At 69.9% G+C, this 25,833-nt stretch carries 33 protein-coding genes; 14 read left to right on the forward strand and 19 right to left on the reverse strand.

The window, feature by feature from the left end; all coding sequences use genetic code 11:
* Positions 1–21 precede the first annotated feature (21 nt).
* The 7 genes from ACFCVM_RS15365 to ACFCVM_RS15395 form a co-directional block, all read right to left on the reverse strand.
* Positions 22–810 (reverse strand): GNAT family N-acetyltransferase, encoded by a 789-nt coding sequence (locus tag ACFCVM_RS15365; protein ID WP_375837422.1) that lies wholly within the window; start codon positions 808–810, stop codon positions 22–24.
* Positions 811–917: 107 nt separating this feature from the next.
* Complete coding sequence (locus ACFCVM_RS15370; protein WP_375837423.1) at positions 918–1,502, reverse strand: GNAT family N-acetyltransferase; 585 nt, start codon at positions 1,500–1,502, stop codon at positions 918–920.
* Between the two features lie 46 nt (positions 1,503–1,548).
* Positions 1,549–2,409 (reverse strand): Fpg/Nei family DNA glycosylase, encoded by an 861-nt coding sequence (locus tag ACFCVM_RS15375; RefSeq protein ID WP_375837425.1) that lies wholly within the window; start codon positions 2,407–2,409, stop codon positions 1,549–1,551.
* 59 nt (positions 2,410–2,468) lie between these two features.
* Entirely contained in the window at positions 2,469–3,815 is a 1,347-nt protein-coding gene (locus tag ACFCVM_RS15380) for a hypothetical protein (RefSeq protein ID WP_375837426.1), read from the reverse strand.
* An 81-nt stretch (positions 3,816–3,896) separates the two neighbouring features.
* Positions 3,897–4,418: an RNA polymerase sigma factor gene (locus ACFCVM_RS15385; protein WP_375837427.1), complete on the reverse strand. Its 522-nt coding sequence runs from the start codon at positions 4,416–4,418 to the stop codon at positions 3,897–3,899.
* Between the two features lie 130 nt (positions 4,419–4,548).
* The gene (locus tag ACFCVM_RS15390; RefSeq protein WP_375837428.1) at positions 4,549–4,992 is read right to left on the reverse strand and encodes a hypothetical protein; all 444 of its coding nucleotides are present in this window, start codon (positions 4,990–4,992) and stop codon (positions 4,549–4,551) included.
* Between the two features lie 49 nt (positions 4,993–5,041).
* Positions 5,042–5,890, reverse strand: a complete 849-nt coding sequence (locus ACFCVM_RS15395) for a DNA-formamidopyrimidine glycosylase family protein (RefSeq protein WP_375837429.1) — start codon at positions 5,888–5,890, stop codon at positions 5,042–5,044.
* Positions 5,891–5,982: 92 nt separating this feature from the next.
* On the opposite strand from ACFCVM_RS15395, the gene ACFCVM_RS15400 reads away from it, so the two are divergent.
* Entirely contained in the window at positions 5,983–7,191 is a 1,209-nt protein-coding gene (locus ACFCVM_RS15400; protein WP_375837430.1) for a phosphotransferase family protein, read from the forward strand.
* Between the two features lie 55 nt (positions 7,192–7,246).
* On the opposite strand, the gene ACFCVM_RS15405 is transcribed toward ACFCVM_RS15400, so the two are convergent.
* Together ACFCVM_RS15405 and ACFCVM_RS15410 are read right to left on the reverse strand one after the other, a co-directional pair.
* The gene (locus ACFCVM_RS15405; protein WP_375837431.1) at positions 7,247–7,504 is read right to left on the reverse strand and encodes a DUF6458 family protein; all 258 of its coding nucleotides are present in this window, start codon (positions 7,502–7,504) and stop codon (positions 7,247–7,249) included.
* A gap of 44 nt (positions 7,505–7,548) precedes the next feature.
* Positions 7,549–7,731, reverse strand: coding sequence for a CsbD family protein (locus tag ACFCVM_RS15410; protein ID WP_375837432.1), 183 nt, complete (start codon positions 7,729–7,731; stop codon positions 7,549–7,551).
* A 160-nt stretch (positions 7,732–7,891) separates the two neighbouring features.
* Between ACFCVM_RS15410 and ACFCVM_RS15415 the strand changes: the two genes are divergently transcribed.
* Positions 7,892–8,119, forward strand: coding sequence for a hypothetical protein (locus tag ACFCVM_RS15415; RefSeq protein ID WP_375837433.1), 228 nt, complete (start codon positions 7,892–7,894; stop codon positions 8,117–8,119).
* A 53-nt stretch (positions 8,120–8,172) separates the two neighbouring features.
* Positions 8,173–8,886, forward strand: coding sequence for a hypothetical protein (locus ACFCVM_RS15420; protein WP_375837434.1), 714 nt, complete (start codon positions 8,173–8,175; stop codon positions 8,884–8,886).
* Positions 8,887–8,945: 59 nt separating this feature from the next.
* On the opposite strand, the gene ACFCVM_RS15425 is transcribed toward ACFCVM_RS15420, so the two are convergent.
* Positions 8,946–9,251 (reverse strand): NIPSNAP family protein, encoded by a 306-nt coding sequence (locus ACFCVM_RS15425; RefSeq protein WP_375837435.1) that lies wholly within the window; start codon positions 9,249–9,251, stop codon positions 8,946–8,948.
* Between the two features lie 156 nt (positions 9,252–9,407).
* Between ACFCVM_RS15425 and ACFCVM_RS15430 the strand changes: the two genes are divergently transcribed.
* The 3 genes from ACFCVM_RS15430 (at position 9,408) to ACFCVM_RS15440 (ending at position 10,598) form a co-directional block, all read left to right on the forward strand.
* Positions 9,408–9,704: a DUF4190 domain-containing protein gene (locus tag ACFCVM_RS15430; RefSeq protein ID WP_375837436.1), complete on the forward strand. Its 297-nt coding sequence runs from the start codon at positions 9,408–9,410 to the stop codon at positions 9,702–9,704.
* A gap of 79 nt (positions 9,705–9,783) precedes the next feature.
* Positions 9,784–10,128 (forward strand): LysR family transcriptional regulator, encoded by a 345-nt coding sequence (locus ACFCVM_RS15435; protein WP_375837438.1) that lies wholly within the window; start codon positions 9,784–9,786, stop codon positions 10,126–10,128.
* Between the two features lie 32 nt (positions 10,129–10,160).
* Positions 10,161–10,598 (forward strand): VOC family protein, encoded by a 438-nt coding sequence (locus ACFCVM_RS15440; protein WP_375837439.1) that lies wholly within the window; start codon positions 10,161–10,163, stop codon positions 10,596–10,598.
* Positions 10,599–10,604: 6 nt separating this feature from the next.
* Here the strand turns inward: ACFCVM_RS15440 and ychF are convergent, their stop codons facing one another.
* The gene (gene ychF, locus ACFCVM_RS15445) at positions 10,605–11,678 is read right to left on the reverse strand and encodes a redox-regulated ATPase YchF (RefSeq protein ID WP_375837441.1); all 1,074 of its coding nucleotides are present in this window, start codon (positions 11,676–11,678) and stop codon (positions 10,605–10,607) included.
* 104 nt (positions 11,679–11,782) lie between these two features.
* Here ychF and ACFCVM_RS15450 point away from each other — a divergent pair, with 104 nt between their 5' ends.
* Together ACFCVM_RS15450 and ACFCVM_RS15455 are read left to right on the forward strand one after the other, a co-directional pair.
* On the forward strand, positions 11,783–12,097 hold the full coding sequence (locus ACFCVM_RS15450) for an ArsR/SmtB family transcription factor (protein ID WP_375837442.1): 315 nt from the start codon (positions 11,783–11,785) through the stop codon (positions 12,095–12,097).
* Positions 12,094–12,537, forward strand: coding sequence for an SRPBCC domain-containing protein (locus tag ACFCVM_RS15455; RefSeq protein ID WP_375837443.1), 444 nt, complete (start codon positions 12,094–12,096; stop codon positions 12,535–12,537). Before ACFCVM_RS15450 ends, ACFCVM_RS15455 begins: the two co-directional genes overlap by 4 nt.
* 26 nt (positions 12,538–12,563) lie before the next feature.
* Here ACFCVM_RS15455 and ACFCVM_RS15460 read toward each other — a convergent pair whose 3' ends face one another.
* Positions 12,564–13,469, reverse strand: coding sequence for a DMT family transporter (locus tag ACFCVM_RS15460; RefSeq protein ID WP_375837444.1), 906 nt, complete (start codon positions 13,467–13,469; stop codon positions 12,564–12,566).
* Between the two features lie 390 nt (positions 13,470–13,859).
* Here ACFCVM_RS15460 and ACFCVM_RS15465 point away from each other — a divergent pair, with 390 nt between their 5' ends.
* Positions 13,860–14,267 (forward strand): hypothetical protein, encoded by a 408-nt coding sequence (locus ACFCVM_RS15465; protein ID WP_375837445.1) that lies wholly within the window; start codon positions 13,860–13,862, stop codon positions 14,265–14,267.
* A gap of 10 nt (positions 14,268–14,277) precedes the next feature.
* Here ACFCVM_RS15465 and ACFCVM_RS15470 read toward each other — a convergent pair whose 3' ends face one another.
* Positions 14,278–15,075: a class I SAM-dependent methyltransferase gene (locus tag ACFCVM_RS15470; protein ID WP_375837447.1), complete on the reverse strand. Its 798-nt coding sequence runs from the start codon at positions 15,073–15,075 to the stop codon at positions 14,278–14,280.
* A 146-nt stretch (positions 15,076–15,221) separates the two neighbouring features.
* On the opposite strand from ACFCVM_RS15470, the gene ACFCVM_RS15475 reads away from it, so the two are divergent.
* Together ACFCVM_RS15475 and rmuC are read left to right on the forward strand one after the other, a co-directional pair.
* A complete protein-coding gene (locus ACFCVM_RS15475; RefSeq protein WP_375837449.1) occupies positions 15,222–15,839 on the forward strand; it encodes a 3'-5' exonuclease in 618 nt (205 codons plus the stop codon).
* Between the two features lie 55 nt (positions 15,840–15,894).
* The gene (rmuC, locus tag ACFCVM_RS15480; RefSeq protein WP_375837450.1) at positions 15,895–17,253 is read left to right on the forward strand and encodes a DNA recombination protein RmuC; all 1,359 of its coding nucleotides are present in this window, start codon (positions 15,895–15,897) and stop codon (positions 17,251–17,253) included.
* 27 nt (positions 17,254–17,280) lie between these two features.
* Here the strand turns inward: rmuC and ACFCVM_RS15485 are convergent, their stop codons facing one another.
* Together ACFCVM_RS15485 and ACFCVM_RS15490 are read right to left on the reverse strand one after the other, a co-directional pair.
* Positions 17,281–17,913, reverse strand: coding sequence for a MurR/RpiR family transcriptional regulator (locus ACFCVM_RS15485; RefSeq protein WP_375837451.1), 633 nt, complete (start codon positions 17,911–17,913; stop codon positions 17,281–17,283).
* 99 nt (positions 17,914–18,012) lie between these two features.
* Entirely contained in the window at positions 18,013–18,942 is a 930-nt protein-coding gene (locus tag ACFCVM_RS15490; RefSeq protein WP_375837452.1) for an LD-carboxypeptidase, read from the reverse strand.
* A 189-nt stretch (positions 18,943–19,131) separates the two neighbouring features.
* On the opposite strand from ACFCVM_RS15490, the gene ACFCVM_RS15495 reads away from it, so the two are divergent.
* Positions 19,132–20,007 (forward strand): serine hydrolase, encoded by an 876-nt coding sequence (locus ACFCVM_RS15495; RefSeq protein ID WP_375837453.1) that lies wholly within the window; start codon positions 19,132–19,134, stop codon positions 20,005–20,007.
* A 40-nt stretch (positions 20,008–20,047) separates the two neighbouring features.
* On the opposite strand, the gene ACFCVM_RS15500 is transcribed toward ACFCVM_RS15495, so the two are convergent.
* From ACFCVM_RS15500 to ACFCVM_RS15515, 4 genes are all read right to left on the reverse strand, one after another.
* Positions 20,048–20,443 carry a VOC family protein gene (locus ACFCVM_RS15500; protein WP_375837455.1) on the reverse strand — a complete coding sequence of 132 codons (396 nt, stop codon included), beginning with the start codon at positions 20,441–20,443 and terminating at the stop codon, positions 20,048–20,050.
* A gap of 62 nt (positions 20,444–20,505) precedes the next feature.
* Positions 20,506–21,852 carry an MFS transporter gene (locus tag ACFCVM_RS15505; RefSeq protein ID WP_375837457.1) on the reverse strand — a complete coding sequence of 449 codons (1,347 nt, stop codon included), beginning with the start codon at positions 21,850–21,852 and terminating at the stop codon, positions 20,506–20,508.
* Positions 21,853–21,900: 48 nt separating this feature from the next.
* Entirely contained in the window at positions 21,901–22,902 is a 1,002-nt protein-coding gene (gene glpX / locus ACFCVM_RS15510) for a class II fructose-bisphosphatase (RefSeq protein ID WP_375837459.1), read from the reverse strand.
* A 141-nt stretch (positions 22,903–23,043) separates the two neighbouring features.
* Entirely contained in the window at positions 23,044–24,009 is a 966-nt protein-coding gene (locus tag ACFCVM_RS15515; protein WP_375837460.1) for a fructose-bisphosphatase class II, read from the reverse strand.
* Between the two features lie 105 nt (positions 24,010–24,114).
* On the opposite strand from ACFCVM_RS15515, the gene fbaA reads away from it, so the two are divergent.
* Positions 24,115–25,146, forward strand: coding sequence for a class II fructose-bisphosphate aldolase (gene fbaA / locus ACFCVM_RS15520; RefSeq protein ID WP_115961915.1), 1,032 nt, complete (start codon positions 24,115–24,117; stop codon positions 25,144–25,146).
* A gap of 7 nt (positions 25,147–25,153) precedes the next feature.
* Positions 25,154–25,807, forward strand: coding sequence for a DUF6264 family protein (locus ACFCVM_RS15525; protein ID WP_375837462.1), 654 nt, complete (start codon positions 25,154–25,156; stop codon positions 25,805–25,807).
* Positions 25,808–25,833 lie beyond the last annotated feature (26 nt).

The raw sequence follows: 25,833 nt of genomic DNA on the forward strand, positions 1-25,833 counted from the left end.
TAGTCAGCGAGGGCTGTGAGTTCAGCGCCGCCAGCGGTAGGGCGTCGTCGTCGAGACCTTGACGAGTCCCGACCGCTCGAGGATCGGCCGAGAGAACTCGGTGGAGTCGGAGTTGACGAGCCGCTTGCCCATCGCGATCGCCGACTTCGCGCGTGCGGCGGTCAGTGCACGGTAGATGCCGCGACCGCGCCATTCCTCGCGGGTCGCGCCGCCCCAGATGCCGGCGAACTCGGTGCCCGGCACCGGTTCGAGCCGGCCGGCGCTGATGATGGCGCCGTCGGCCTCGGCGACCCAGAGCTCCATGCCGTCGCCGCGGGAGAGGCGGGCGAGCACCGCATCGGCCGTCTCCTCGGAGAGCGGGTCTCCGAACACCTCGCCCTGCATGCGGCACATGGCGCGGACGTCGGACTCCTCGGTCACCCGTCGCACCGTGACCCCATCGGGCAGCTGCAGGTCGCCGGCGAGCGCACTCGCCTCGCCGATCATGATCGATTCGGCCTCATCGGCTTCGAATCCGTTGGCCAGAAGGCTGCCGTGCAGGCCGGGCGCGGCATCGTGGCCACGGGTCTTCCACTCCACTCGCGTGATCTCGGGATCTGCGAGGTAGTGCGCGAGCGCCCCGACGACGAGGCCCGCGATCTCGGTCGCGGTCGCGCCGTCGAGGTCGCGATAGGTCACGAATCCGCGGCCTCCCGCGAAGGTCACGAGTCGCAGCGGACCGAGGCGCTCGACCGAGATCGCACTCGGCGTCTCAGCGTCGGTGCGGAGTTGGTCGTCATAGGCGCGGAGCAACTCATCGGCGAGGATCATGGCCCCCATACTGGGGCCATGGGGTTGCATGTCGCAAAGCTCCGAGGAATGCTCGCGGAACTCAGCCCGTGCCGCGCTGTGCAGTCCTGTTCCGTCGCTCGAGGAGATCAGGGCGTTCGCGGTGCGCGCCACTCGTCGGCGAGCATCGCATAGGTGTACCCGTCGATCCAGCCGAGCTCCGCGTGCCAGGAGTCGCGCACGCCGTGCTGCTCGCGCCGCATGCCGAGTTTCTCCATGATCCGCCACGATGCCGTGTTGTCGGCGAAGCATCCGGCGGTGACCCGGTGCACGCCGAGCTCCCCGAATGCGAGATCGAGCAGCGCGCGGGCGATCTCGGTGGCGTAGCCGTTGCCCGCGTGGGCGGGATCGAGCAGGTACCCGATGCCCGCCTCCGCTCGGCGCCACGGGCCGTCGTCGACGTGCGACTGCCCCATCGCGTCGGTGATCCAGAGGGCGCCCGTGCCGACCACCTCGTCGCCGAGCACCGCGACGGCGGAGTGGTCGTTCGGGTCGTCGACGCCGTCGAGCCAGGTCGTGCGGAACGCCCCGGGCTCCACCTCGGTGCGGATCAGCCAGCGAGTGACCTCGGGGGCGTTGCGCCACTCGAGGATCCGGTCGAGATCGGCGTCCGTGGGCTGGCGGAGGACCAACGGCCCGGCTGGGCGCGGCCACTGCAGGTCTGGGGTCGTCATGGTTCCTGCTTAGCAGGCGAGCGCGCCGGAGCACGAGTCGGAGGAACTACTTCACGAGCCTGGAGAGCACGCGGTCGGCGAGCGGTTTGCCCCCGGTCTGGCAGCCCGGGCAGTACTGGAACGTCGAATCGGCGAAGATGACCTGGCGGATCGTGTCACCGCACACCTCGCAGGTCTCGCCGCTACGGCCGTGCACGCGCATGCCGCGACGCTTCGCGTCTTTGAGCTCGGCGGGCGGGCGACCGGATGCCACGGCAACCGCCTCGGCGAGGGTCTCGCGCATCGCGGTGTAGAGCGTCTCGACCTGCTCGGGCGTGAGCTTGGCGGCGAGCGCGTACGGCGACATCTTCGCGGCGTGCAGGATCTCGTCGGAGTAGGCGTTGCCGATGCCGGCGAACACCGACTGGTCGCGCAGCACTCCCTTGACCTGGGTGCGGCGCCCGTCGAGCACTGCGGCGAAGTCCGCGAGTGCGAAGTCGGGCGCGGTCGGGTCTGGCCCGAGGCGAGCGATGCCGGGCACCTCGGCCGGATCGCGCACGACGTACACGGCGAGCGACTTCTTCGTGCCGGCCTCGGTCAGGTCGAAGCCCGAACCGTCGTCGAGCCGCACGCGCAGTGCGAGCGGCGACCGACCTGGTTTGACCGGGGTCGACGGCACCTCGTCGTACCAGCGCAGCCAACCAGCGCGCGCGAGGTGGAATACGAGGTGCAGTTCTCCGGTATCGAGGTCGACGAACTTGCCGTGGCGGTTCGCCCGCTCGATGCGCCGCCCCTCGAGTGCGGAGAGCGGCGGATCGAAGGTCTTGAGCGCCGAGATCGCCGCGACGCGCAGGGAGGCGAATGCGTGCCCGGTGGCCCGCTCGCCGAGGAACGCGGCGAGCGCCTGCACTTCGGGAAGCTCCGGCACACGAACATCCTGCACCCTGCCGCCGACGGTCGCACCCTCAGCGGCACCTCAGCGGCACCTCAGTCGGTCGAGAAGTCGAGCTTCGATTCGGTGACGGCGATGACCGACCAGGTGACCCCATCGGCGTCGGTGAACTCGTATGCCGGAACGACGAGCACGCTGCCGTCGGGCTGCCACTGGCTCGAGAGCCCGAGGCGTGCGCTGACGATCTTCACGTCGTTCACGGGCCACGAGACGGAGCTTCCGGCTGTCGGCGTCGCGGGCGGCTCGGTCGGCGGCACCCATTCCTCGGTCATGAGATCGGTCGGAGCGTCGGCCGCGGCGAAGGGTATCGCGGTCATCTGCGCACCGAACCTCGGGTCGGACAGCCGTTCGAAGCCCTCCTGCTCGCTGACGACGTCGTAGTCGCCGATCGTGACGAGATCTGCGAGGGCGCCGGACGCGTTGACGACGCCCGCCTTCGAGAGTTCGAGCGACCATGCCCGGTCGATGCGCTGACCGTCGACGACCGGCCAGGCCTGCGCCATCCGCGTCACCGCGCCCTCCCAGGTCTCCGAGGTGTATTCGAACGCGTCGGCGTCCCGCCCGGCGGCCGTGATGAGCGACCGGAGCGCATCGATCGCAGCGGCCTCGCTCGGCAGGTCGGCGACGGGCGGCTCGCACACCGGCATCTCGGGAATGACTTCGCCATCGGGAATCGCCGGCTCGATGACCGCGGGCCCGCAGTTCCACGGGTTGATCCCCGGGTCGGAGTACGAGAAGCCGAGCGTGCCGTCGAGGCTGACGTAGAGCGCCGGGCCGGAGCCGTCCTGCGGGCCGACCGTCCAGCTGCCGTCCTTCAGCTCGGGGGCGCCCTCGACGCCGAGTGCCGCGGCGAGCGCGGCGACGGTCTCGGGGTTCGATGCGGCACGCGCATCGTATGCGAACGCAGCGGCGACGCCGCCGCCGGTGGTGGCGAGCCCGGAGGCGCTGAAGCTATTGCGACCGTATCCGTAGGGCATCATCATGTCGTTGACGCCCGACCCGGCCATCTTGCGGTTGCCGGTGCCGAACGCCGCGGACTCGTCCTGCGTCGCGCCGTCCTGCGGGGCACCCAACGAGATCGGAGCGGCGGCGAGTTCGGACGATCCGGCCGTGGCCGTACCGAGGCCGAACCCGGCACCGCCGACGATCGCGACCGATGCCGCGACCGCAGCGACGACGAGCCAACGCGGGCGACGGCGGGCACGCTCGCTGTCGAGATCGGCGACTTCGGCCGATGCGGCCGCCGTCGCCGAACCTGCTGTCGCCTCGGCCGTGGTCTGCGCGATGACGTCGTCGGCGAATCCCTGGCGAGGTTCGACGCCGGCCGCGGGGTCGGCGGCGCGCAGTCGTGCGACCGGGTCGAGATCGTTGTCGTCGTTCATGTCGAACACCCTTCGTGCGTGCGGTTCACTTGGGGATATGTCGGGACGCGACAGAACCTTGCAGCAGCGGCCGGTTCGGAGCTAGAACGTCAACCGCTCACCCCACGCCTCACGCAGGCGCTTGCGGGCACGTGAGAGCGCGGCATCCGCTCCGGAGCGGGAGATGCCGAGCACCTCCGCGAGCTCCTGGCCGTCGAGCCCCTCCCACGCGTGCAGGAGGAGGATGCGACGGTCGCGCTCGCCGACGCTCTCGAGCGCACCGCGCAGTTCGGCGTCGAAGAGCGCGCTGAGCTCGGGGTCGTGCTCGACGCGCACACTTCCGGTCTCGGGCACCTCGTCGACGGGCAGGTCGACGTGCTTGCGGCGTCCGTTCGCGAGGGTGAAGCCCGCGGTGCGGTAGAGCCACGGCAGCACCGCCTCGCGAGGCATGTCGGCGCGGCGACGCCACGCGGTCGCGAAGACGTCGGCTGCGAGGTCCTCCGCGTCCTGGCGCGGACCTCGACGGGCGAAGTAGCGGACGAGGGCGGTCGAATGCTCGCGGACGATCTCGGTGAACCATGCCGTCTCCGCGCTCGTCGCGGTCGGATCTGCGGGCTCGGGCATCGCCACCTCCTCGGCTGCATCGGCGCGTGCTGCGGTGCTGGCGATCCTCACACCACGTATATGTCGCGTCAGCCGCGAGTCTTGCACGACACGCGATCGCGCATCGAGCATGTCTGAGGCGCGCCCCGGCTCAGCCGTCCTCGCGGGCGGCCTCGATCACGACGGGCCCGGCTTCCCGAGGGCCGCCGCACTCCTCCGTGCCGCCGACGCGTCGCCAGTCGAGCGCGGTCGTCGTGCTCCCGAGCCGGGCGCCGTCGGCCGTGAACGCCTCGACCGTCACCTCCGACGGTGCACCGGTGGGGAAGTCGACCTGCCAACGCGAGCCGTCGAGCTCGGTGACCGAGGAGATCGACTCGTCGGTCCCGTCCGGTGTCACCACGGCGACGCGGTCGACATCGGCCGACGCCGCTCCCTCGACGACGACCTCGACGGTGCTGGGATACCCGATCGCGGTGCATGCAAACGGCGGAACCCCGGCCGCGCACCCGACTCCGCCAACGGCGATGCACAGGCCGAGTGCGGCGATTCCGACCAACGGCCGGAGGCGGACGGCATCCGTGCTGGCGATCCTCACACCTGGTATGTGTCGCGTCGGCCGCGAGTCTTGCCGACGCCCGATCGCGCTAGTCCGCAGTGCGCAGCGGCAAGCGCTCGCCGCCCGTCTGGCATGTCGGGCAGTACTGCGCCGTCGTGCTGGCGAACGAGAAGTCGAGCACGGTGTCACCGCACACCGGGCACGTCTCGCCGGCCCGGCCGTGCACGCGCATCGACGCGACCTTCGCGGCCTTGAGCTGGTCGATCGGTACTCCCCGCTGGAGCTCGATCTCGCCCCTGATGGTGCCGATCGTGGCGTCGAAGAGTCGATCGAGCTCCGCCTCGGTCAACCCCGCGGCGTGGGTGACCGGCGAGATCTTCGCGAGGTGCAGGATCTCGTCGGAGTATGCGTTGCCGATGCCCGCGAGCGATTCCTGCTCCTGCAGCACGGCCTTCACCTGCTTGCGGCGCCCGATGACGACGCGGTCGAAGTCCTGCCGCGAGAACCCGGGGTCGGCGGGGTCGGGCCCGAGCTTCGCGATCGCCGGCACCTCGCTCGGATCATCGACCACCCAGCATCCGAGCGACACCCAGTCGCCGGCATCCGTCAACTCGACGACGGTGCCGTCGTCGAAGGTGAGCACGACGAGGGTCGGCGGCGCATCGACGACGGATGCGTCGGCCTCGCCGTTCGCATACCGCGCCCAGCCGTGCCGGCCGAGCGAGACCACGAGATGCTCCGCGTCGCCGACCTCGAGATCGACGTGCTTGCCGTGACGGGCGGCACCGCGCACGCGTTCGCCGCGCAGCGACGACGGCGGCCGGCTGCGGGTCTTGGCCGCACGGAACTCCACGACGTCGACGTCGGTGATCTCGCGGCCCGCCAATCGCGTGCCCAGATCCTCGACGAGCGCCTCCACCTCGGGCGACTCGGGCATGCCGCCAGCATCGCACACCGGCCGGTGGCGGGGATACCCTCCAGGCGTCGGGCATCGGTCCGACGCGAGCCCTGTGCACTATCGTGCGGAGCATGACGAGTCGCGACCGCCGGGATGCCGCCCTCGTGCTGTGCCTGCCGACCGGCGAGCTGCTCGGCGAGACCACCGTCTTCGAGGTGCCGTCGCCGTACCCGCAGGAGGCCGGCCCGCTCGTCGACGCGGCTCGCACCGACCTCGGCATCGAGGTGACGATGCTCCGGCTCCTCGACATCGAGCATCGAGCGGGCGATGGGGCCGACCTCGTGCGATACCTCGCCGAGATCGCTGCCCCGCCCGCCATTTCGCTCTCATCCGCCGGCACCGCCGCGGTCGCGAACGAATCGCACCGCATGCCCTGGGCTCGGCCGGGTGGTCCGGCACGGCAACTCGACTGGGCTCGCCGCGAACTCGAGGCGGCCGGCATCGCGCAGACCGCGCCGCCCCGCCAGGTGCGCTCCTGGAACCTCTCGAGTCTCTGGAGCCTGCCGACGACGCACGGCACGCACTGGCTGAAGGTCGTCCCTCCGTTCTTCGCGCACGAGGCCGCCGTGATCGAGCGGATGTCACGGCACCCCGTTCCCCGAGTGCTCGCCCATGCGGATGGCATGCTGCTGCTCGAGGAGATCCCCGGTGACGACCTCTACGAACCCACCCTCGCGCAGTCCTGCGCGATGGTCGACCTGCTCGTCGCCATGCAACTCGACACGGTCGGCCGTCTCGATGAGCTGTTCGCCATCGGGCTGCCCGACTGGCGCCTGCCGGCGCTCGTGACACCTGCCGGTCGTCTGCTCGACGCCTGGGGCTCGGCACTCGATTCCACCGATCGCGCGGCGGTCGCCGAACTGGTCGACGCACTCGACGCGCGCGCCGCTCGCCTGGAGGAATGCGGCCTGCCCGACACGCTCGTGCACGGCGACTTCCACGGAGGCAACGTGCGCGGCCTCGGCCTCGAGCTGACCCTGCTCGACTGGGGCGACTCGGGCGTGGGGCATCCGCTGCTCGACGTGGCCGCCTTCACCGAGCGGATGCCGCCCGCCGATGCCGAGGCGGTGCGACGGCACTGGGTGGAGGCATGGAGCACAGCCGTCCCCGGCTCGGACGCGGCTCGCGCGGCGACCCTGATCGCGCCGGTGGCGGCTCTGCGACAGGCGATCGTCTACCAGGGGTTCCTCGACCGGATCGAACCCGACGAGCGCGTGTACCACGCCGAGGATCCGCCGCTCTGGCTGCGCCGTGCCGCTGAGGCGTTCAGGTCGAGCTGATGCAGGGCACGCGGATGCCGCGCCCCCCGGCGCGGCATCCGCTCCCCTGCAGGCCTCACACCTCGGGAGGTGCGGCCTGGTCCTCGGTCCGTGTGACGCGCTGGCCCGCCACCGGATCGGTGGTCGTGCTCGTCGTGGAGATGCTCCGACGACGTCGCATCATGAACACGAGACCGAAGATGATGACGACCGCTCCCGCGATCATCAGGATGTAGCCGACGAGATCGAGGTCGATCCAGTCGACGGTGACGTTCAGCGCGAAGGTCAGAACAGCGCCGATCGCCACGAGCAGAATGCCGAGGCCGATGCTCATGTCGTGTCCTCCGGTTCAGTCGTTGGTCGGGTGGCCCTGCGGGGCTACTTCGTGCCGTCCTCGAACGCGTCCTTGACCTTGTCGGCCGCCTTCTTGGCGTCGGCCTTGACCTGGTCGGCCTTGCCCTCGGCCTCGAGGCGCTCGTTGTCGGTCATCTTGCCGACGCCCTCCTTGACCTTTCCGGTCAGTCGTTCGGCGGTGTTGCCGATGTCGTCCTTGGCGCTCATGGCGTCCTCCTCGGGAATCGATATCGCCGGCGCACCTGTTCAGTGCGTCGGCTCCTCCACGTTAGGCAGAGCGCCACATTGTCGACAACGGGTTGACAACGCGACCGACGGCACCTACGCGTCGCGCGCGGGTGTCAGTGGGTACTGAGACACTCTCACTATGGCGACGATCGAGCTGCGAGAGACCCGGCACCTCGCCGTGGGCGACACGCTCGTCAACGTCTCGGGCCGCAACTACGAGGTCACGAAGCTCACGCGCGTCGGCCGTGGCATCCGCGTGCACTACGTCGCCGACGACGGCGCAGAGGGTCGATTCACGGCCGCCCCCGAGGCGATCAGTCGGGTACTCAGCGGCGGGCGCAGCGGGGCTGCGCAGCACGTCGCCTGATTCCGCGAGAATTCATGGTGCTTCGGGCCCCCGCGGACCCATATGATCTCGTCGTGGAATCCATCGCCGCCCGTGCCGCATTGAACCTCGACCCGGCGATCACGCTGACTCCCGAGAGCATCGATGCGGCGTACCGCACCGCCGCCTGGGCGCGGCATCCGTCACGCTATCCCGACGCCGAGAGTCGGCACGCCGCCGAGCTGTGGGCGACGACACTGCAGCAGGCGCGCGCGACCCTCCTGGCTGAGAGCTCCGTCTCCGAACCCGCGGATCCGGGGAGCCCTGCCCCACGGCGCGGCCTCTCGAAGGGCTGGATCGCTGGGATCGTCGCAGGTGCATCCGTCGTCGTCATCGGGCTCATCGTCGGGCTCGTATTCGGCGTCACGGCGCTCACCGAGCGGTTCACCGAGCTCGCCAAGCAGCAGCCCGAGGGCGAGTGGGAGCCGGCGGAGTTCATTCCCTCCAACGAGCTGATGTTCACGTTTCCCGCTTCGATCGAATGGTACAGCGACGGACGACACCTCGATCAGTGCCCGACGGATGCCATCAACGGCTGCTGGGACGTCGCCGTGATCCCGGAAGACGACTGCGATGCAATGCTCGTCGAACTCGGATTCACCGGCACTCCCGCCGATCCCGTATCGACCTACGAGGAACGCGAGTTCAACGACGCGCGCGCTGGGGAACCGTCGATAGTGGTCTTCTGGAACAACGCCGCCGAGTCGGCCTGGATCAGCGATGTCCGCTGCCTCGACGCCGAAGAGTAGCCATCTCCCGTCTGGACGGCACGACTGCGATGTCGGAGATCTGGAGGGTCGGTCGCGAGTCAGTCGAAGACGGGCGAGAGGAACCGTCGCTCGTAGCGCCGGATGCACTTCGTCTCGACCGCGTACTCGTACGCCTCGATGCATTCGGCGTCGTCGGCCGCGGCCAGGCGGTACTGCTCGTAATCGGCGAGCGACGGGAACGTGAACAGCGCGAACGCTTCGTCGCTGTCGCCCTCGCTCGGCAGGAAGTACCCGTGGTGCATGCCGCCGAGCTTGTTGACGAGGCGGATCCAGCGCTCCCCGTACTCACGGAACTCGGCGAGCTTGTCGGCATCGATCTCATAGCGCAGGTGCACGGTGATCATCAGGGGCGACTCGTTTCTGTCGGCGGCGAACTCGGCGCTGCGCGAGCTCGCAACGAGTATCCCGGTGGCGACGCAGTCCAGTCCAATCGGAGTCGAGGCGTGTCGACGTGCACGCGTGCGCTTCGCTTCGACCGCGGAGCGACTAGCATCACGAGGATGACCGACGCAGCAACCCTTCGAGCTCCCGAGGCGGTCGTCGCGCCGATGCCGCCTCGAACCAACACGCTGTCGATCGTGGCGCTGATCGCGGGGTTCATGGTTCCGATCGCAGGCATCATTCTCGGCTACGTCTCGCTCTCGCAGATCAAGCGCACGAACGAGGAAGGCCGCGGCCTCGCGCTCACGGGCCTGATCGTCGGCTACGTCGCCACCGCGTTCTCGGTGCTGTTCCTCGTCGTGTGGCTCACCATGTTCATCAGCATTCTCACGGGCACGGGTTTCGCAGCGCGATAGCCGTCGGGCTCGCGTCGAGCACCGACTCACGTACCCTGAGGAAGGGCCGCGATTCGCGCGGACCGACGAAAGGCTCCCCGTGAACATCACCCTGCTTCGACGCTTCGTCGCAGTCGCCGAGGAGCTGCACTTCCCGCGCGCAGCGGACGCCCTCGGCATTCCGCTCGCTTCGCTCTACACTTCGATCGAGAAACTCGAGGCCGAGGTCGGGCACCCGCTCTTCACCCGGCAGGGCGAGACACAGCTGACCAAGGTCGGCGTCCTCCTCCTCGACGAGGCGAAGGCGGAGATCGCCGCGGCGCCCGCTCCCGTCGAGAAGCCCGTCGTGAAGGCCGGCGGCAAGGCGAAGGCCTCGAAGGGCAAGGGCCGCGCCCCCATCGTCAAGGGGAAGCCGAAGCCCTACAAGAAGCGCCAGGGCCGCTGACCGACGGAGTTTCACCTCTGTAGGGTGACTCCATGACCGTGAAGATGGACAACGTCGGCATCGTCGTCGAAGATCTCGCTGCGGCGATCGAGTTCTTCCGCGAACTCGGACTCGAGCTCGAGGGGCAGACCGTCGTCGAGGGCGAATGGGCCGGACGCGTCACGGGCCTCGGCCATCAGCGCGTCGAGATCGCGATGATGCGCACCCCCGACGGCCACAGCCGAATCGAGCTCTCGCGCTTCATCGAGCCGGCCGTCGTCGCCGATCATCGCAACGCGCCTGTGAACGCGCTGGGCTACTTGCGCGTCATGTTCGCAGTGGACGATCTCGATGCGACCCTCGACCGTCTCCGCAGGCACGGCGCCGAACTCGTCAGCACCGAGGTGGTCCGCTACGAAGACGTGTACCGACTCTGCTACGTGCGCGGCCCCGAAGGCATTCTCGTCGGGCTCGCCGAGGAGCTCGGCTGAGCGCCATTACACGTTGAAGCGGAACTCCACCACGTCGCCGTCCTGCATGACGTAGTCCTTGCCCTCCATGCGGGCCTTGCCCTTCGCGCGGGCCTCGGCGACCGAACCGGTCTCGACGAGGTCCTCGAACGAGATGACCTCCGCCTTGATGAAGCCGCGCTCGAAATCGGTGTGGATCACGCCGGCAGCCTGTGGCGCCTTGTCGCCCTTGTGGATCGTCCACGCGCGCGACTCCTTGGGGCCGGCCGTGAGGTAGGTCTGCAACCCGAGCGTGTCGAAGCCGATGCGGGCGAGCTGGTCGAGGCCGGACTCCTCCTGGCCGGTCGAGGCCAGCAGCTCCGCGGCATCCGCGGGGTCGAGGTCGATGAGCTCGGACTCGATCTTCGCGTCGAGGAACACGGCCTCGGCAGGGGCGACGAGCGCCGCGAGCTCGGTCTTCTTCGCATCGTCGGTCAACACGGTCTCGTCGACGTTGAAGACGTAGATGAAGGGCTTGGCCGTGAGCAGGCCGAGCTCCTTGACGGGGGTCAGGTCGACGGATGCCGCGGAGAGCGGCGTGCCCCGCTGCAGCACGTCTTGCGCGGCCTTCGCGGCCTCGAGCACCGAGGGGTCGAGCTTCTTGCCCTTGATCTCCTTCTCGAACCGCGGGATGGCGCGCTCGAGCGTCTCGAGGTCGGCGAGGATCAGCTCGGTGTTGATGGTCTCCATGTCGGACTTCGGGTCGACCGTGCCCTCGACGTGCACGACATCGGCGTCTTCGAAGCCGCGCACGACCTGTGCGATCGCGTCGGCCTCGCGGATGTTGGCGAGGAACTTGTTGCCGAGCCCCTCACCCTCCGACGCACCGCGCACGATGCCGGCGATGTCGACGAACGACACCGCGGCGGGCAGGATGCGCTCCGAGCCGAAGATGCCGGCGAGCGTCTCGAGCCGCGGATCGGGCAGGTTCACCACGCCCACGTTGGGCTCGATCGTCGCGAACGGGTAGTTCGCCGCGAGCACCTGGTTCTTGGTGAGGGCGTTGAAGAGGGTGGACTTGCCGACGTTGGGCAGGCCGACGATGCCGATAGTGAGAGCCACAGGGGTCTATCGTACCGGCACGCACCTCCCAGGCGGTCCGGGCACCTCCGGGAGCTCGTCCCGAACCGTTGCCGATCCAGTCCGTAAGTGATAACTTACGGTTCGTGGAGGCTTACCAAGTCCTGAACGCGCTCGGCGACCCGACCAGACGTCGCATCATCGAGCTGCTCGGCGATCGGCCCCACGCGGTCGGTGAACTCGCCGAACGCCTGCCCGTGAGCAGGCCTGCGGTCTCGCAGCATCTGCGGGTCCTCGCCGAGAGCGGGCTCGTCGTATGCGAGTCGGTCGGCACACGCAACGTGTACCGCCTCGACGACCCCGGCGTCGACGCGCTCCGTTCATGGCTCGACGGATTCTGGACGACCGCCCTCAACCGCTTCGCCGGGCAGGCGGAGCAGGAGTCAAGGAGACCGTCATGAAGCACACGAGCCTCGACGCGATCGTGAAGACCGTGCGCGTCCCGCTCCCACAGTCCGAGGCGTTCGCGCTATTCACCGCACGGATGTCGTCGTGGTGGCCGCTCGACGCCTTCTCCGTCGGCCTCGAGGATGCCCTCGACGTCACCTTCCCGGGGTCCGCGGGCGGCGAGATCGTCGAACGCCTGCGGGACGGCAGCTCCAGCGTGTGGGGCACCGTCACGCGTTGGGATCCGCCCGCCCGGGTGGCATTCACCTGGCATCCGGGCGGCTCGCCCGATGAAGCGACCTCGGTCGACGTCGGCTTCGAACCCGTCGATGGAGGCACGGTCGTGCGGCTCACGCACGACGGATGGGCGCACCGGAGCGACGGCGATGCCGCGCGGCTCGGGTACGACACCGGGTGGGATCTCGTGCTCGGCCGTTTCACCGCCGCCCGCTGATCCCGTTCCTGCGGCCGCCCCGGCGTCTACCGCACCGGCAGGTCGGTCGCGGCATCCGCTCGCTTGACTCGCCCGACCCTGAGCGTCAGGTAGACGCCGAGCAGCACGAGCGCTCCGCCCGCGATCGCGACGGGTTCGATCGACTGGCCGAGCACGAGTGCGATGAGCACGGTGAAGACGGGCAGCAGGTTCAGGAAGATGCCGGCGCGAGCAGGGCCGACCGCTGCGGCACCGAGGTTCCAGAGGGCGTAGCCGAGCATCGACGGGAAGATCACGATGTAGGCGAGTCCCGCGATGCCGCCCGCCGAGGTCGGCAGGGCGACGCCGACGACGGCGACGAGCGGCAGCATCGTCACGACCGCGATCACGGCCTGCACGGCGGTCGCCGTGATCGGCGGCGTCGCGAGCCGCCGCGACACGATCACGTAGGCGCTCCAGACGATGACGGCGCCGACGACCAGGAGGTCGCCGATCCGGAATCCCTGCCGCAGCACGGCGAGCACGTCGCCGCCCGTGAGCACGACGGTGACGCCCAGGAATGCGACGACGAGGCCGACGATCTGCACGCCGCGCAGGCGCTCGTGCAGGAAGATCGCCGCGGCGAGGGCGATCGTCGCCGGGTTGATCGCCGAGATCACCGATGCGGTGACCGCACCGGTGAGGCCCAGCGCGGTGTAGAGGAAGAGCGTGTACCCGGTGAGCCCGAGCACCGAGAGCAGCAGGTGCCACGGCCACTCGCGGACGACCCCTCGCCAGTCGGGCCGCTCGATCGCCCACGCGAGCACGAGCAGCGGGAGCGCTGCGAAGGCCCACCGCCAGAAGGTGAGCGAGACCGGGCTGATCTCGGCGGTGACCATCTCGCCGGAGATGTAGTTGCCCGCCCAGAAGAGGCTGGCGAGCGTGAGTGCCAGGTACGCCCGTCCGCGATGCATCAGGTCAGGATACGGGCTCTCCCGCGCTGTCTCGTGCCGGTCGCTTCGTAGCGACTTCGTTATCGGAGGGTCATCCCACGCGCTGATGCGATCCGGCAGGATGGGCGGATGAAACCGCCTCGTGCCGCAGTGGTCGCGCTCGCCGTACTCGCACTCGCACTCGCGGGTTGCACGTCGACGCCTCAATCGAGCTCGCCGTCGCCGACGTCGCCCGCCACCGATGCGACACCGACTCCAGAGCCCGAGCCCGTGGCCTCCGAGATCATCGTGAGCGGGGCCGGCTTCTCGGTCATCGACAGCGCCGGTGCGACCGTCTTCACCCACGTCTGGGCTGATGAGGTCGCCCCGGCAGTCGCAGTGCTCAGTGATGCATTCCAGTCGGAGCCGACGATGTCGACCCGGGACGGGAGCGGCGGCCATTACGCGGACTTCGACCTGTACACCTGGGGAGCCTTCACGCTTGGCGACGCGGTGGGCCTCGAGAAGGCGCGTGCAGACTACTTCCTTCCCTCGTTGGTGGAAGTCACCGAATCCGAGATCGAGGGCATCGCCGTGCTGGCTGCGAGCGGGGTCGGCGTCGGCTCGACGGTCGCCTCGGTCGAAGGCATCGAGCCGCTCATTCGTTCGGCCGACGAAGGCGCCGCGTACTTCGCCTACCTGGTCGATCCGGTGGACCCTGCCGCGGTGCCGTACGTCGACGGCGGCGAGATCACCGACATGGTGCAACTGCTGGCCGACCCGGCAGACACGACGATCACACGCCTCAAAGCGCCCATCCTGTCGTACTACCCGTTCTGAGGCCGCCCGGTCACGCGGTCAGCATTGTGCGGAAGCAGCGCGTGACGTACGGCACGACGAGCTCCTCGGCGCCCGCGAGGTCGGGGTGTGTCGAGAGCAGGGTCTCGAGCGCGCCGATCGTCGCCTGCTGCTCCCCGGGCGACGACATGATGAAGTAGCTCCGCGATCGAACGAGGTCGAGGAACGCCTCCCGCGACATCCGCGCCCCCCACTCCACCGTGTGCTCGACGATCTCGCCGAACGGCGGCCCGACGTTCACGTAGCTCTCGAAGGTGGCGCTCGCGTCGTGCCGTTCGTGCATGATCGCGCCCGCCTCGCGAAGCCAGTCGACGCGTGTGTCGCGGCTGTTCCAGACGAGTCCGAGCACGCCGCCCGGCTTCAGCACCCGTGCGATCTCGGGGATCGCCCGCTCGGGCTGGAACCAGTGCCAGGCCTGCCCCGCCACCACCGCGTCGACGGCGTCATCCTCGACCGGGATCTCCTCCGCGGTGCCGAGGAGGCGCGGAACGCCGGGCACCGCGACCTCGAGCTCCTCGAGCATCTCCTCGACGGGGTCGACCGCGATCACCTCGCGATCGAGCGCGACGAGCGCCTCGGTGAGCTTGCCGGTGCCCGCGCCGAGGTCGAGCACGCGGGTCGCGTCGCCGATGAGCCAAGCGATCGCCTCGGCCGGGTAGCCGGGCCGGGCCTGATGGTAGACGGATGCCGCGGCGCCGAACGAACGCGCACTGACCCGCGTCGCGGGGTCTGAGGGGTCGGTGACGAGTCCGTGCTCGCGGGGCTCGGCCACCTCGGGTCGTTCATTCATCGCGATCCTCTTCTCACCGGCCTGCTCGTATCGCCCCGGCGGAGCCGGGCCACCGCCATTCCACGCCCAGCCCGGGGCATCCGTCAACCTCGCGGTTCGCGGCGCGGGCGGCGGGCGGTGTCGGCGCGGCATGCGACGATGCCTGTGTGCCAGTGGACTTCACCGCGATCGACTTCGAAACCGCCAACTCCTCTGGCGCCTCCGCCTGCTCGGTGGGCCTCGTGAAGGTGAGAGACGGCCGGGTCGTCGAGCGCGAGCATCGCTACATCCGCCCGCCGTTCCCGCACAACGAGTTCTCCGAGTGGAACGTGCGCATCCACGGCATCACGCCCGAGATGGTCGCCGACGCCGACGACTGGTCGGTGCACCTGCCGGCGCTGCGCGAATTCGCCGGCGACGACATGCTCGTCGCCCACAACGCGGGCTTCGACATGGGCGTCATCGCGAAGACCTCCACGGCGCTCGGGCTCGATGTGCCCGACTTCCGCTATCTCTGCAGCCTGCAGGTCGCCCGGCGCACCTACCACCTCGAGTCCTACCGGCTGCCGGTCGCGGCGATGGCCGCGGGCTTCGAGGGCTTCTCCCACCACGACGCGCTCGCCGATGCCGAGGCCTGTGCCGCGATCATCGTGCACTCCGCGGCCCGCCACGAGGTCGACGACCTCGACCGGCTCGCGCACATCACGCGCGTGAAGGTCGGCGCGATCGGTCCCGTCGCCACGCGCGACGACCGTGCAGCGCACGGCCCGATGGCCCTGCAGTAGCGGCCCGCCGGGGCCCTGGCCGGGCGATGTCCGCGGCCCCTGCGACACTGTGGACATGGACATCCTCGCCCTCCTCATCGGCCTCCTCGTCGGCATCGCGCTCGGCGCCCTCGTGGCGGCCCTCGTACTGCAGCGCCGTGCTGCGCAGGCCGCGGCCGAGGCACCCGTCGCCGAAGACCCGGCACTCGTCGAGGCGCGCCTGCAGGCTCGGCTCGCCGAGGTGCGGGTCGGCGAAGAGGCCGCGAAGGCCGTGCTCCGAGAAGAGCTCGCCTCCACTCAGGCCACGGCAGAGGCGCTCCGCGAGCAGATCCTCTCGGCGCAGCAGCAGTACCGCGAGCTCGTCGAGCGCCAGCGCGCCGAGGTCCAGGCCCGCGAGGCGCGAGACGCCGCCGAGAGCAAGGTCCTCCAGGCGCTCGCCCCCGTGAAGCAGTCGCTCACCGAGATGCAGTCGAAGGTCACGCAGCTCGAGAGCCAGCGCACGCTCCAGCACGGCGAGCTGACCCAGCAGCTGAAGTCGGCCGCCGAGTCCGAAGAACGCCTCCGCTCCACGGCGGAGTCCCTGGCATCGGCCCTCCGCTCCAACAGCACCCGCGGTGTCTGGGGCGAGACCCAGCTGCGCAGCGTCGTCGAGGCTGCCGGCCTCATCGAACGGGTCGACTTCGACGTGCAGTCGAGTATCACGAGCGACTCGGGCCACGGCCGCCCCGACATGGTCGTGCGCCTGCCCGGCGGCAAGTCGATCGCCGTCGACGCGAAGGTGCCGTTCAACGCCTATCTCGAGGCGAGCCAGATTCCGGCCACGGCGACCGGAGCCGAGGGGGCGCGGCGTGCCGAGTTCATGAAGCAGCACGTCGCCGCGGTGCGCGCGCACGTCACGGCACTCGGCACGAAGGGCTACTGGAACGGCCTCGACGCCTCACCCGAGCTCGTCATCGCGTTCATTCCGAGCGAGTCCCTCGTCTCGGCGGCCATGGAGGCCGACCCCACGATCATGGAGTTCGCGTTCTCGAAGCGGGTCGCGCTCGCCTCCCCCGTCACCCTGTGGTCGGTGCTGAAGACGGTCGCGTTCTCGTGGCAGCAAGACGTGCTCACCAACGAGGCGAAGACCCTGTTCGACCTCAGCCGCGAACTCTATTCCCGCCTCTCGACCACGGCGAGTCACATCGAGAAGCTGGGTCGCACGATCGAGCGAAGCGTGAAGGACTACAACGCCTTCGTCGGCTCCCTCGAGCGTCAGGTGCTGCCGACGGCTCGCAAGCTCGGCGCGCTCGACGAGTCGAAGGTGCTCGCACCGCTCACGGGCATCGAAGAGGCGCCACGCGAACTCACGGCGTACGAGCTCGTCTCGACGACTGGCGCCGATCTCGACCCCGAGCTGCGTCGCCAGCTCGAGGCCTCCGGCGACGCCGACTGACTCGAGCTGCGGGGGCCGCTGCCGGCCTCAGTCGTAGTACAGGTCGAGGCTCTCGCTCAGCCGGTCGCGTTCCTGCAGGCGACGCCCTGCGCCCTTCGCGCTCGCGGTCGTCAATGTGACGAGCAGGTGGATGACGAGCGCGACCGACGTCGGCGAGTTGGCGAACGATGCGCTCTCGGTGTCGACGATGAGCAGCTCCTGCGCCACGTCGACGAGCGGCGCATCCGCCGAATCCGTGATGACGATCACCGTTCCGCCCGCCTCGGCGAAGCGACGTGCGATGTCGACCGTGTACTTGCGGTACCGCGAGAGCGAGATCGCGACGAGCACGTCGGTCGAGCGCACGTCGCTCAGTACGTCGAGCGGCCGCACGATGGTGCCGTCGATGAGCGACACGTTGGCGAGCCCCGCACTCAGGTCCATCGCGAGCAGGGAGGCGTACGTGAACGACTTCGCCGCGCCGAGGATGAACCGGCGACGCGAGGCCACGATCGCCGCGGCGATGCGCTCGAAGGCACCCTCGTCGTGAGCCCAGTCGAGGGCAGCGAGGAAGTGCTCGCGCTCCTGCTCGACGATGCGACGCTTCAGCAGCACGGCAGAGCGCCGCTGCACGCGCGCGTCGTATCGTTCGTGCGGACTCCCGAGATCATCTGGCGCCATGTCACCCTTTCCGATGCAATCGTGCACGGTCGAGGGGGGCACCACCAACAGCGACACCCTGCGGGGCCCCGGATTGGGGACAATCATGCCGTCAGCGGGTCACTCCTCGATCACGAGCTCGGGTGCGGTGCCGGCGAACAGCGTCCCGCGCACCCCGAGCGGAATGCTCGCGGCGTGCGGTCCGTGGCCGAACCCGAGCTCCCACGCGAGCGGAACCCCGAGCGGAGCGAGGAGCTCCTCGGCGAGCGCTCGCACCTCGCCGAGGTCGCCGCAGTCGTGCCAGCTCCCGAGGGCGATGCCCGTGACGCCGTCGAACCAGCCCGCCCTGAGGAGCGAGGTCAGCAGGCCGTCGAGACGGTACGGCTCCTCCTCGACGTCTTCGAGCAGTGCGATGCATCCGCTGTGATCGGCGACCGGCCGACCGTGCGCCCCGAGGGTCATGGCGAGCAGGCTGAGGTTGCCGCCGATGATCCGACCCGTCACCTCTCCGGCGACGAGCGTCTCGGCACCCGACGCGGTGAAGCGCCGACCCCCGGCCGGTTCGAAGACCGCACGCCGCAGGCTCTCGATGGCCTCGGCATCGTCGAGCAGCGCTGCGGTCGCCGTCATCGGCGTGAACCAGGTCGCCAGCCCGAGCCGCTCGAGCCAGTACTCGTGGATGCCCGTCACGTCCGAGCTGCCGTACAACGGCTTCGGCGTCGCAGCGGCGAGCGCATCAGGGTCGAGTAGGTCGATCATCCGCACGGAGCCGTAGCCGCCGCGAGCGCAGAACACCGCATCGATGGTCGCATCGCACCACGCGGTCTGGAGGTCTGCGGCCCGCTGCGCATCGGACCCGGCGAGGTACCGCGCACGCGGATGAGTCGCCGTCGCGCTCGAGAACACGACCGGCTCGAGCCCCCACTCGACGAGCAGGTCGAGTGACCGGGCGAGCAACTCCGACGGCGGCGGCCCGCTCGGGGCGACGATGGCGACGCGCGCTCCTGGGGTGAGCGGGCCGAGTTCTGAAGCGGTCAAGCTGGAGTCCATTCGTCGAATCTGGCATCTTACGTTTCGCATGGCATCGCCTCAACCGGGGGTCGAATCAGATCGATGCCCGACTGCCCAGCGTCAGCGCAGCGAACCTGACGCGAACAACACGGCCGCGTTGCTCGATGATACGGTGCGTAACAGGCGGTTGGGCATCGTGTCACCCGCAAGCCGATGTGAGGAGCCGCGATGGCGCAGCAGTGGAACGTGCAGGGGCTCGACGCGGCGATCACTGCCGACGCAGCGAAGCTGGGCTCGGTCGAGTGGTCGGCTGCGGTCGCCGACGCGGGTACCGGCGAGGTGCTGTGGTCGCATCACGCCGACCGCGTTCTCAAGACCGCGAGCGTGGGCAAGGTGTTCCTCCTCATCGAGGCGGCTCGCCAAGCGGAGGCCGGCGAGCTCGACCTCGACGAGCAGGTGCAACGGCTGCCCGAAGACCTCGTCGCCGACTCCGGCCTCTGGCACGTGCTCGACGTCGGCGCACTGAGCATCCGCGACGCCTGCGCACTGATCGGCGCGGTGAGCGACAATCTCGCCACCAACGTGCTCGTGCGCCGCCTCGGCATCGACCGCATCGGCGACACCGGCCGATCGCTCGGCTTCACCGCCTCCGCATTGCTCGACCGGGTGCGAGAAGACCGCGGCCCGCAGCATCCGCCGACGCTCTCACGCGGCAACGCCGCCGAACTCGTGCGGCTGATGGCCGACCTCGCTCGAGGCCGCATCGTGTCGCCCGCGGTCTCGGCCCGCGTGCTCGGGTGGCTCGCCCTGAATACCGACCAGTCGATGGTGGCGGCTCCGTTCGGCGTCGATCCACTCGCGCACACCGAGCCCGACAACGGTTTCGTGCTGCGCAACAAGACCGGCACCATCAGCACCGCCCGCATCGACATCGGCACGTGCGACGTCGATGGAGGCAGCGGCGGACTGGCGTGGGCAGTGCTCGCGAACTGGGGCGACGAGGTCGACTTGCGCGACGACGTGCTCGAGCGCATGACGGCGATCGGCGCCGAACTCCGTGGCGCCCTCGAGCAATCGATCACCACCGCCCCAACCGGGAGCTGAGCATGCTCAGGCGCTGAGCGCGCTCAGGCCGTGAGCACGCTCAGGCCGTGAGCACGCTCAGCACGTTTCCGGCCGGATCGGTGAACCAGGCGATGTCGGGCCCTTGCCCGGTGACGGAACCACGGGCGATGCCCCGCTCGTCGGTGCCGAAGTCATCAGGAGCGGTGTAGATCTTCGTCACCACACCCGCCGCGTTCAGTTCGTCGACGGCGCGATCGATGTCGTCGACCACGAGGTTCAGGATCGTGAAGCTCGCCGGCTCATGGTTCGGCTTCGGGTAGATGAAGACCCCTTGACCCGACGGCAGCGTGACGCGCAGCGCCCCGGCGCCGGGTTCATCGCTCACCGGCAACCCGAGCCTCGTGCCGTAGAACTCACGGGCCGCCTCGACGTCGTCGACGCTGAATCCCGGAAACGCATCTCGAACCGTGACCATCCTGATCCCCTCTCACGTGCGTGCTGCCCAGACTCGCACGATGCACTGGCGACGTCGACCCCTCACCGGGGCTCGGGCTCGTCAACGGGCGGCTCGAACCCTGCTGCGGCCTCCGCACCGGTCACGGGCACGGCGTCTGCCGTGGCGTCGAGCGGATGCGCGAGCTCGTCTTGACCGAGGCGCGCGAACGCGAGCGTGCCGATCGCGAGCAGCGGCGACACGAGCCCCGCGATGAGGAAGGCCGGCGCAATGCCGATCCACTCGCCCACCGGACCTGCGACGGCCATCGAGATCGGCATGAGCGCGAGCGAGACGAAGAAGTCGAGGCTCGACACCCGGCCGAGCATCGCCGGCGGCACGCGCCGCTGCAGCAGCGTGCCCCACACCACACTCGCGGCCGAGAACAGCACACCGCAGATGAAGAGCGCCACGACCATCACCCAGAGCCACGAGGTGAAGCCGATGATCGCGAGCGGGAGGCATCCGAACCCCCACGCCAGGATCATGAGCGTCAGGTACCGCCGCGGTAGCCGCATCGAGGCGACGGCGAGCGAGCCGAGAGCACCGCCCACGCCGAAGGCGGCGAGGGCGAGGGCGAATGCGCCGGCGCCACCGCCCGTCTGGTCTTTCACGGCGAACGGCAGGAGCACCTCGATCGGTCCCATGATGACGAAGACGAGCAGGATCGAGAAGATGAGCGTGGCGAGCAGCCACTTCGTGCGCATCAGGTAGGCGAAGCCGTCGCGCAGGTCGATGAAGGTCTGGCGAACCGGATGCACCGGCGGCCCGTCGAGCACACGACGCACGGCAGTCGTGCGCATCACGCCGAGCACCGCCGCGGCGACGACCTGCAGCCCCGCGACCACCGCGAACGCGAGCCACGGCCCCTGCACGGCGATGAGGGCGCTCGCGACCGCCGGACCGGCAGCGTTCATGACCGATGGCCGCAGCACGCCCTCGATGCCGTTGGCGGCGAGCAGCTGCTCCTGCGGCAGGATGGCGGGCAGCCACGCCGAGTAGGCCGGGTAGAAGAACCCGTCGGCGAGGCCGAGCACGAACGAGAGCGCCGCGAGGTGCCAGACCTCGATCTGCCCGGTGGCCGCGAGCACGGCCGCCACCGAGAACGCGACGCCTCGCACCACCTCGACGCCGAGGAGGATGCGCCGCTGCGGGATGCGGTCGGCGGCGACGCCTCCGAAGAGCACGGCGAGCACGAGTCCGAGGCTCGAGCCGACCGCCACGAAGGAGAGGTCGACGGGAGTGCCGCCGAGTTCGACGACCTGCCAGACCGCCGAGACGATCCACGCCCCGGCGCTCAGGAGCGACGCCGCGAGGGCCGCCGTCAGCAGGCGGTACTGGCCCGAGCCGAACGGTCGGAGGGCGCGCGGAAGTCGGGCGGCGGCGATCACCTGTCCATCTTGGCGATGCCCACCGACATGGTCACCCGTTGCCGGGCGTCACAGCACGTCGTCGACGAGCCACTTCTCGACGAGGTGGTCGGCCACGATGCGGCGGATCGTTCCCGACTTGCCGCGCAGCACGATCGACTCGGTGCGCACGACCGGCCCCTTGCGGCGCACGCCGTCGAGCAGTTCGCCGTCGGTCACACCGGTCGCGACGAAGAACGTGTTGTCGCCGCGCACGAGGTCGTCGAGCTCGTAGACCCGGTCGCAGTCGAGGCCGGCGGCTTCACCGCGCGCGCGCTCGGCGTCGTCCTTCGGCGCGAGCACGCCCTGCATGAACCCGCCGAGCGCCTTGATCGCGCACGCGGTGGTGATGCCCTCGGGGCTGCCGCCGATGCCGACGCACATGTCGATGCGCGACTCGTAGCGGGCCGCGTTGATGCCGCCGGCAACGTCGCCGTCGCTCATCAGGCGAGTGCCTGCCCCGGCCTCGCGGATGTCGGCGATGAGCTGCTCGTGGCGATCGCGGTTCAGCACCGCGACGCGCAGCTCGCTCACGTCCTTGCCCTTCGCCGCGGCGAGCGCCCGCAGGTTCTCGCCGATCGGCTTCCGGATGTCGACGACGCCGATGCCCGTGGCATCCGTGACGATCTTGTCCATGTAGAAGACCGTCGAGGCGTCGAGCATCGTGCCGCGGTCGGAGACGGCGATGACCGAGAGCGCGTTGTGGCGGCCGGCCGCCGTGAGCGAGGTGCCGTCGATCGGGTCGACCGCGATGTCGCAGGCAGGGCCGCGCCCGGTGCCGACGCGCTCGCCGTTGAAGAGCATGGGCGCTTCGTCCTTCTCGCCCTCGCCGATGACGACGACGCCCTCGAAGTCCACCGTGCCGAGGAACGCGCGCATCGCGTCGACCGCGGCGCCGTCGGCGCCGAGCTTGTCGCCCTTGCCGATCCACGGGTACGAGCGGATCGCCGCAGCCTCGGTGGCACGCACGAGTTCGATCGCGATGTTTCGGTCGGGGTGCAAGAACAGGCTTGCCGTGTCGGTGCTCACCATCGAGGGTCCTCCCGGACGCTAGTGCGGCCGGCCAGTCGGGGCGGCCATGGAACGATGGTTCAAGCCTATGCAGCGCGCGCGCCGATCTCGCCCGATTTCAGGTCGACGGCGATGAAAGAATGTGCATTCTTAAGCCGGTGCTCACGCCACGCGCAGCTCGCCGGCCGTTGCATCGATGCCCGGTCCCGCGTGCCACGTGCTCACGGCGGCCGCGCCGTCGGGCCCCGTTCGCACGCCGGGCAGCGTCGCGACGCCGGGTGCGCACTCGGTCACCGCGCTGAGGAACACCCAGGCGGGAGCGCTGCACAGCTGTTCGAGCGACCAGACGCGATCGATCGAGAGACCGTCGGCGACCACGCGCTGCCGTTCCCCGGCCGACTGCGGGGCGAGCCGCGCCCACATCGAGCCGCCGAGCGCCCGCACCGCCGCCGCCGTGAGCACGCCCTCGGGGGCGCCGCCGATGCCCGAGACGAGGTCGAGGCCCGCGTCGCCGCCGGCTGCACGCAGGCTGCGCTCGACGTCGCCGTGCACGAAGAGCTCGACGGATGCCCCCGCCGCCCTGGCCGCGGCGACGAACCCGTCGTTCCTCGACCGCTCCTGCACGGCGACACGCACCTCGGTCGGGGCCACGCCGCGTGCCGCAGCGATGCGGCCGACGAGTTCGCCGACGGAGGCGCCGGCCGGGGCATCCGGAAGCCACGTGACGTGCTTCTCGAGATAGTGGGCCGCACCGAGGGCGGCGAGTGCGCCGCGCGGAGCGACGGCGAGCACGGCCATCGCGCCGGGTTCAGCGGCCGCCGCGAGGCGGGTGCCGTCGACCGGATCGACGGCGAGGTCGAGCACGGGCGCGCCTGGCCCGCCGCGGCCGAACCGCTCGCCGACGTACAGCATCGGCGCTTCGTCCTTCTCACCCTCGCCGACCACGACGACACCGTCGACGTCGAGTTCCCCGAGCGCCGCCCGCAACGCCTCCACTGCCAGCGCATCGACGGCGTGACCGTCGCCCGAGCCGACGAGGGGCGATGCCGCGAGGGCGGCGAGGGCCGTCGCGCGGCGGAAACCGTCGATGAGCCCGAGTTCGGCGAGGCGGAGCTGGTCGGTCGGCACGGGTCCATCCTGCCGTGCTGCGGGCGCCGCGACATCCGACACCTGAGCACCCCTCGGCAAGTCGGTAGACTCGACGCCAAACCCGTTGTCGTCCGAAGGAGCACCATGCCCATCGCCACCCCCGAGCAGTACGCCGAGATGCTGGACACCGCGAAGGCCAAGGGCTTCGCGTTCCCGGCCTTCAACGTCTCCTCCTCGCAGACGCTCAACGCGGTGCTGCAGGGTCTGACCGAAGCGGGCTCCGACGGCATCATCCAGGTCACCACCGGTGGCGCCGACTACTTCGCCGGCCACACCGTCAAGGCGCGCGCGACCGGCGCTCTCGCCTTCGCGCGCTTCGCCCACGAGGTCGCCAAGAACTACCCGATCACGGTCGCGCTGCACACCGACCACTGCCCGAAGCCGGCCCTCGCCGACTTCGTGTTCCCGCTCATCGAGGCGTCCGAGGCCGAGGTCAAGGCCGGTCGCAACCCCATCTTCCAGTCCCACATGTGGGACGGCTCAGCTGTGCCGCTCACCGAGAACCTCGAGATCGCCAAGGAGATCCTCCCCCGTATGAAGGCGATCAACGCGATCCTCGAGGTCGAGATCGGCGTCGTCGGCGGCGAGGAGGACGGCGTGCAGCACGAGGGCTCGAACGACGCGCTCTACACGACGCTCGACGACGCGATCGCGACCGTCGAGGCGCTCGGCTTCGGCGAGCAGGGCCGCTACATGGCCGCCCTCACCTTCGGCAACGTGCACGGCGTCTACGCTCCCGGCAACGTGAAGCTGCGCCCCGCGCTCCTGAAGGAGATCCAGGACGGACTGCAGGCGAAGTACGGCACGGCCGCGAAGCCGCTCGACCTCGTCTTCCACGGCGGCTCGGGCTCGACCGACGCCGAGATCGCAGAGGCGGTCGCGAACGGCGTCGTGAAGATGAACATCGACACCGACACGCAGTACGCGTACACGCGTGCGGTCGCCGACTACATGCTCAAGAACTACGACGGCGTGCTGAAGGTCGACGGTTCGGTCGGCAACAAGAAGCAGTACGACCCGCGCGCCTGGGGCAAGGTCGCCGAGACCGCCATGGCCGTTCGCGTCGGCGAGTCGACGCGTCAGCTCGGTTCCGCCGCGCAGTCGATCAGCGCGTAGGGCACGGATGTCGCAGCACGAGGCCGCTCGAACGCCCGACGAGTCGGGCGACGCAGCAGTGACCCGCGGAGGGGCGACCCCGCCCGCCCCGCCGTCGCCGCAGCGCGACGAGCGGCCTCGTCCGCAATACGGCGAGTACGCCCCCGAGGGATGGACGTGGACGCCGCCCGTCGATGAGCGTGCCGCTGCGGCGAGCGCCGAGCCCGCGCAGCCCGCGGCGGCCGCTCCGGTGGTCGCCCCGGGTTCGACCGTCACGAGTGCGGCCGCCGGCAGGCACCCGATCGATCGCATGTGGACGATCACGCTGCTCGTGTTCGGCGTGTTCGGCGGGCTCTACAACAGCCTGTCGCTCTTCCAGCTGCCGACGACGGCGCTCGAGTCGGCGAGGCTCTCCGCATCGATGCTCGGCGTCGAGGCTCCCGCGGACTTCGTTCCCGGGCCCGCCGTGCCGACGTTCATCTTCGTCGGCATCGCACTGCAACTCGCGCTGTGGGTGGGAGCCCTGCTCTGGTCGCGCGCGCGCATGCGCGCCGGTCGCCTGGCCTGGTGGATCCCGCTCCTCGCGGGCGTCGCTGCGTTCGTGGTGGTCGTCGTCGTCGGAATGCTCGTCTTCGCGAGCGACCCGTCGTTCCTCACGTCGCTGACGCCCTCCGGGTCGTAACGCCGAGCCCAGGCCTCGACCCTGGC

The organism is Agromyces sp. NPDC056389, assembly GCF_042262385.1.
Taxonomy (GTDB): Bacteria; Actinomycetota; Actinomycetes; order Actinomycetales; family Microbacteriaceae; genus Agromyces.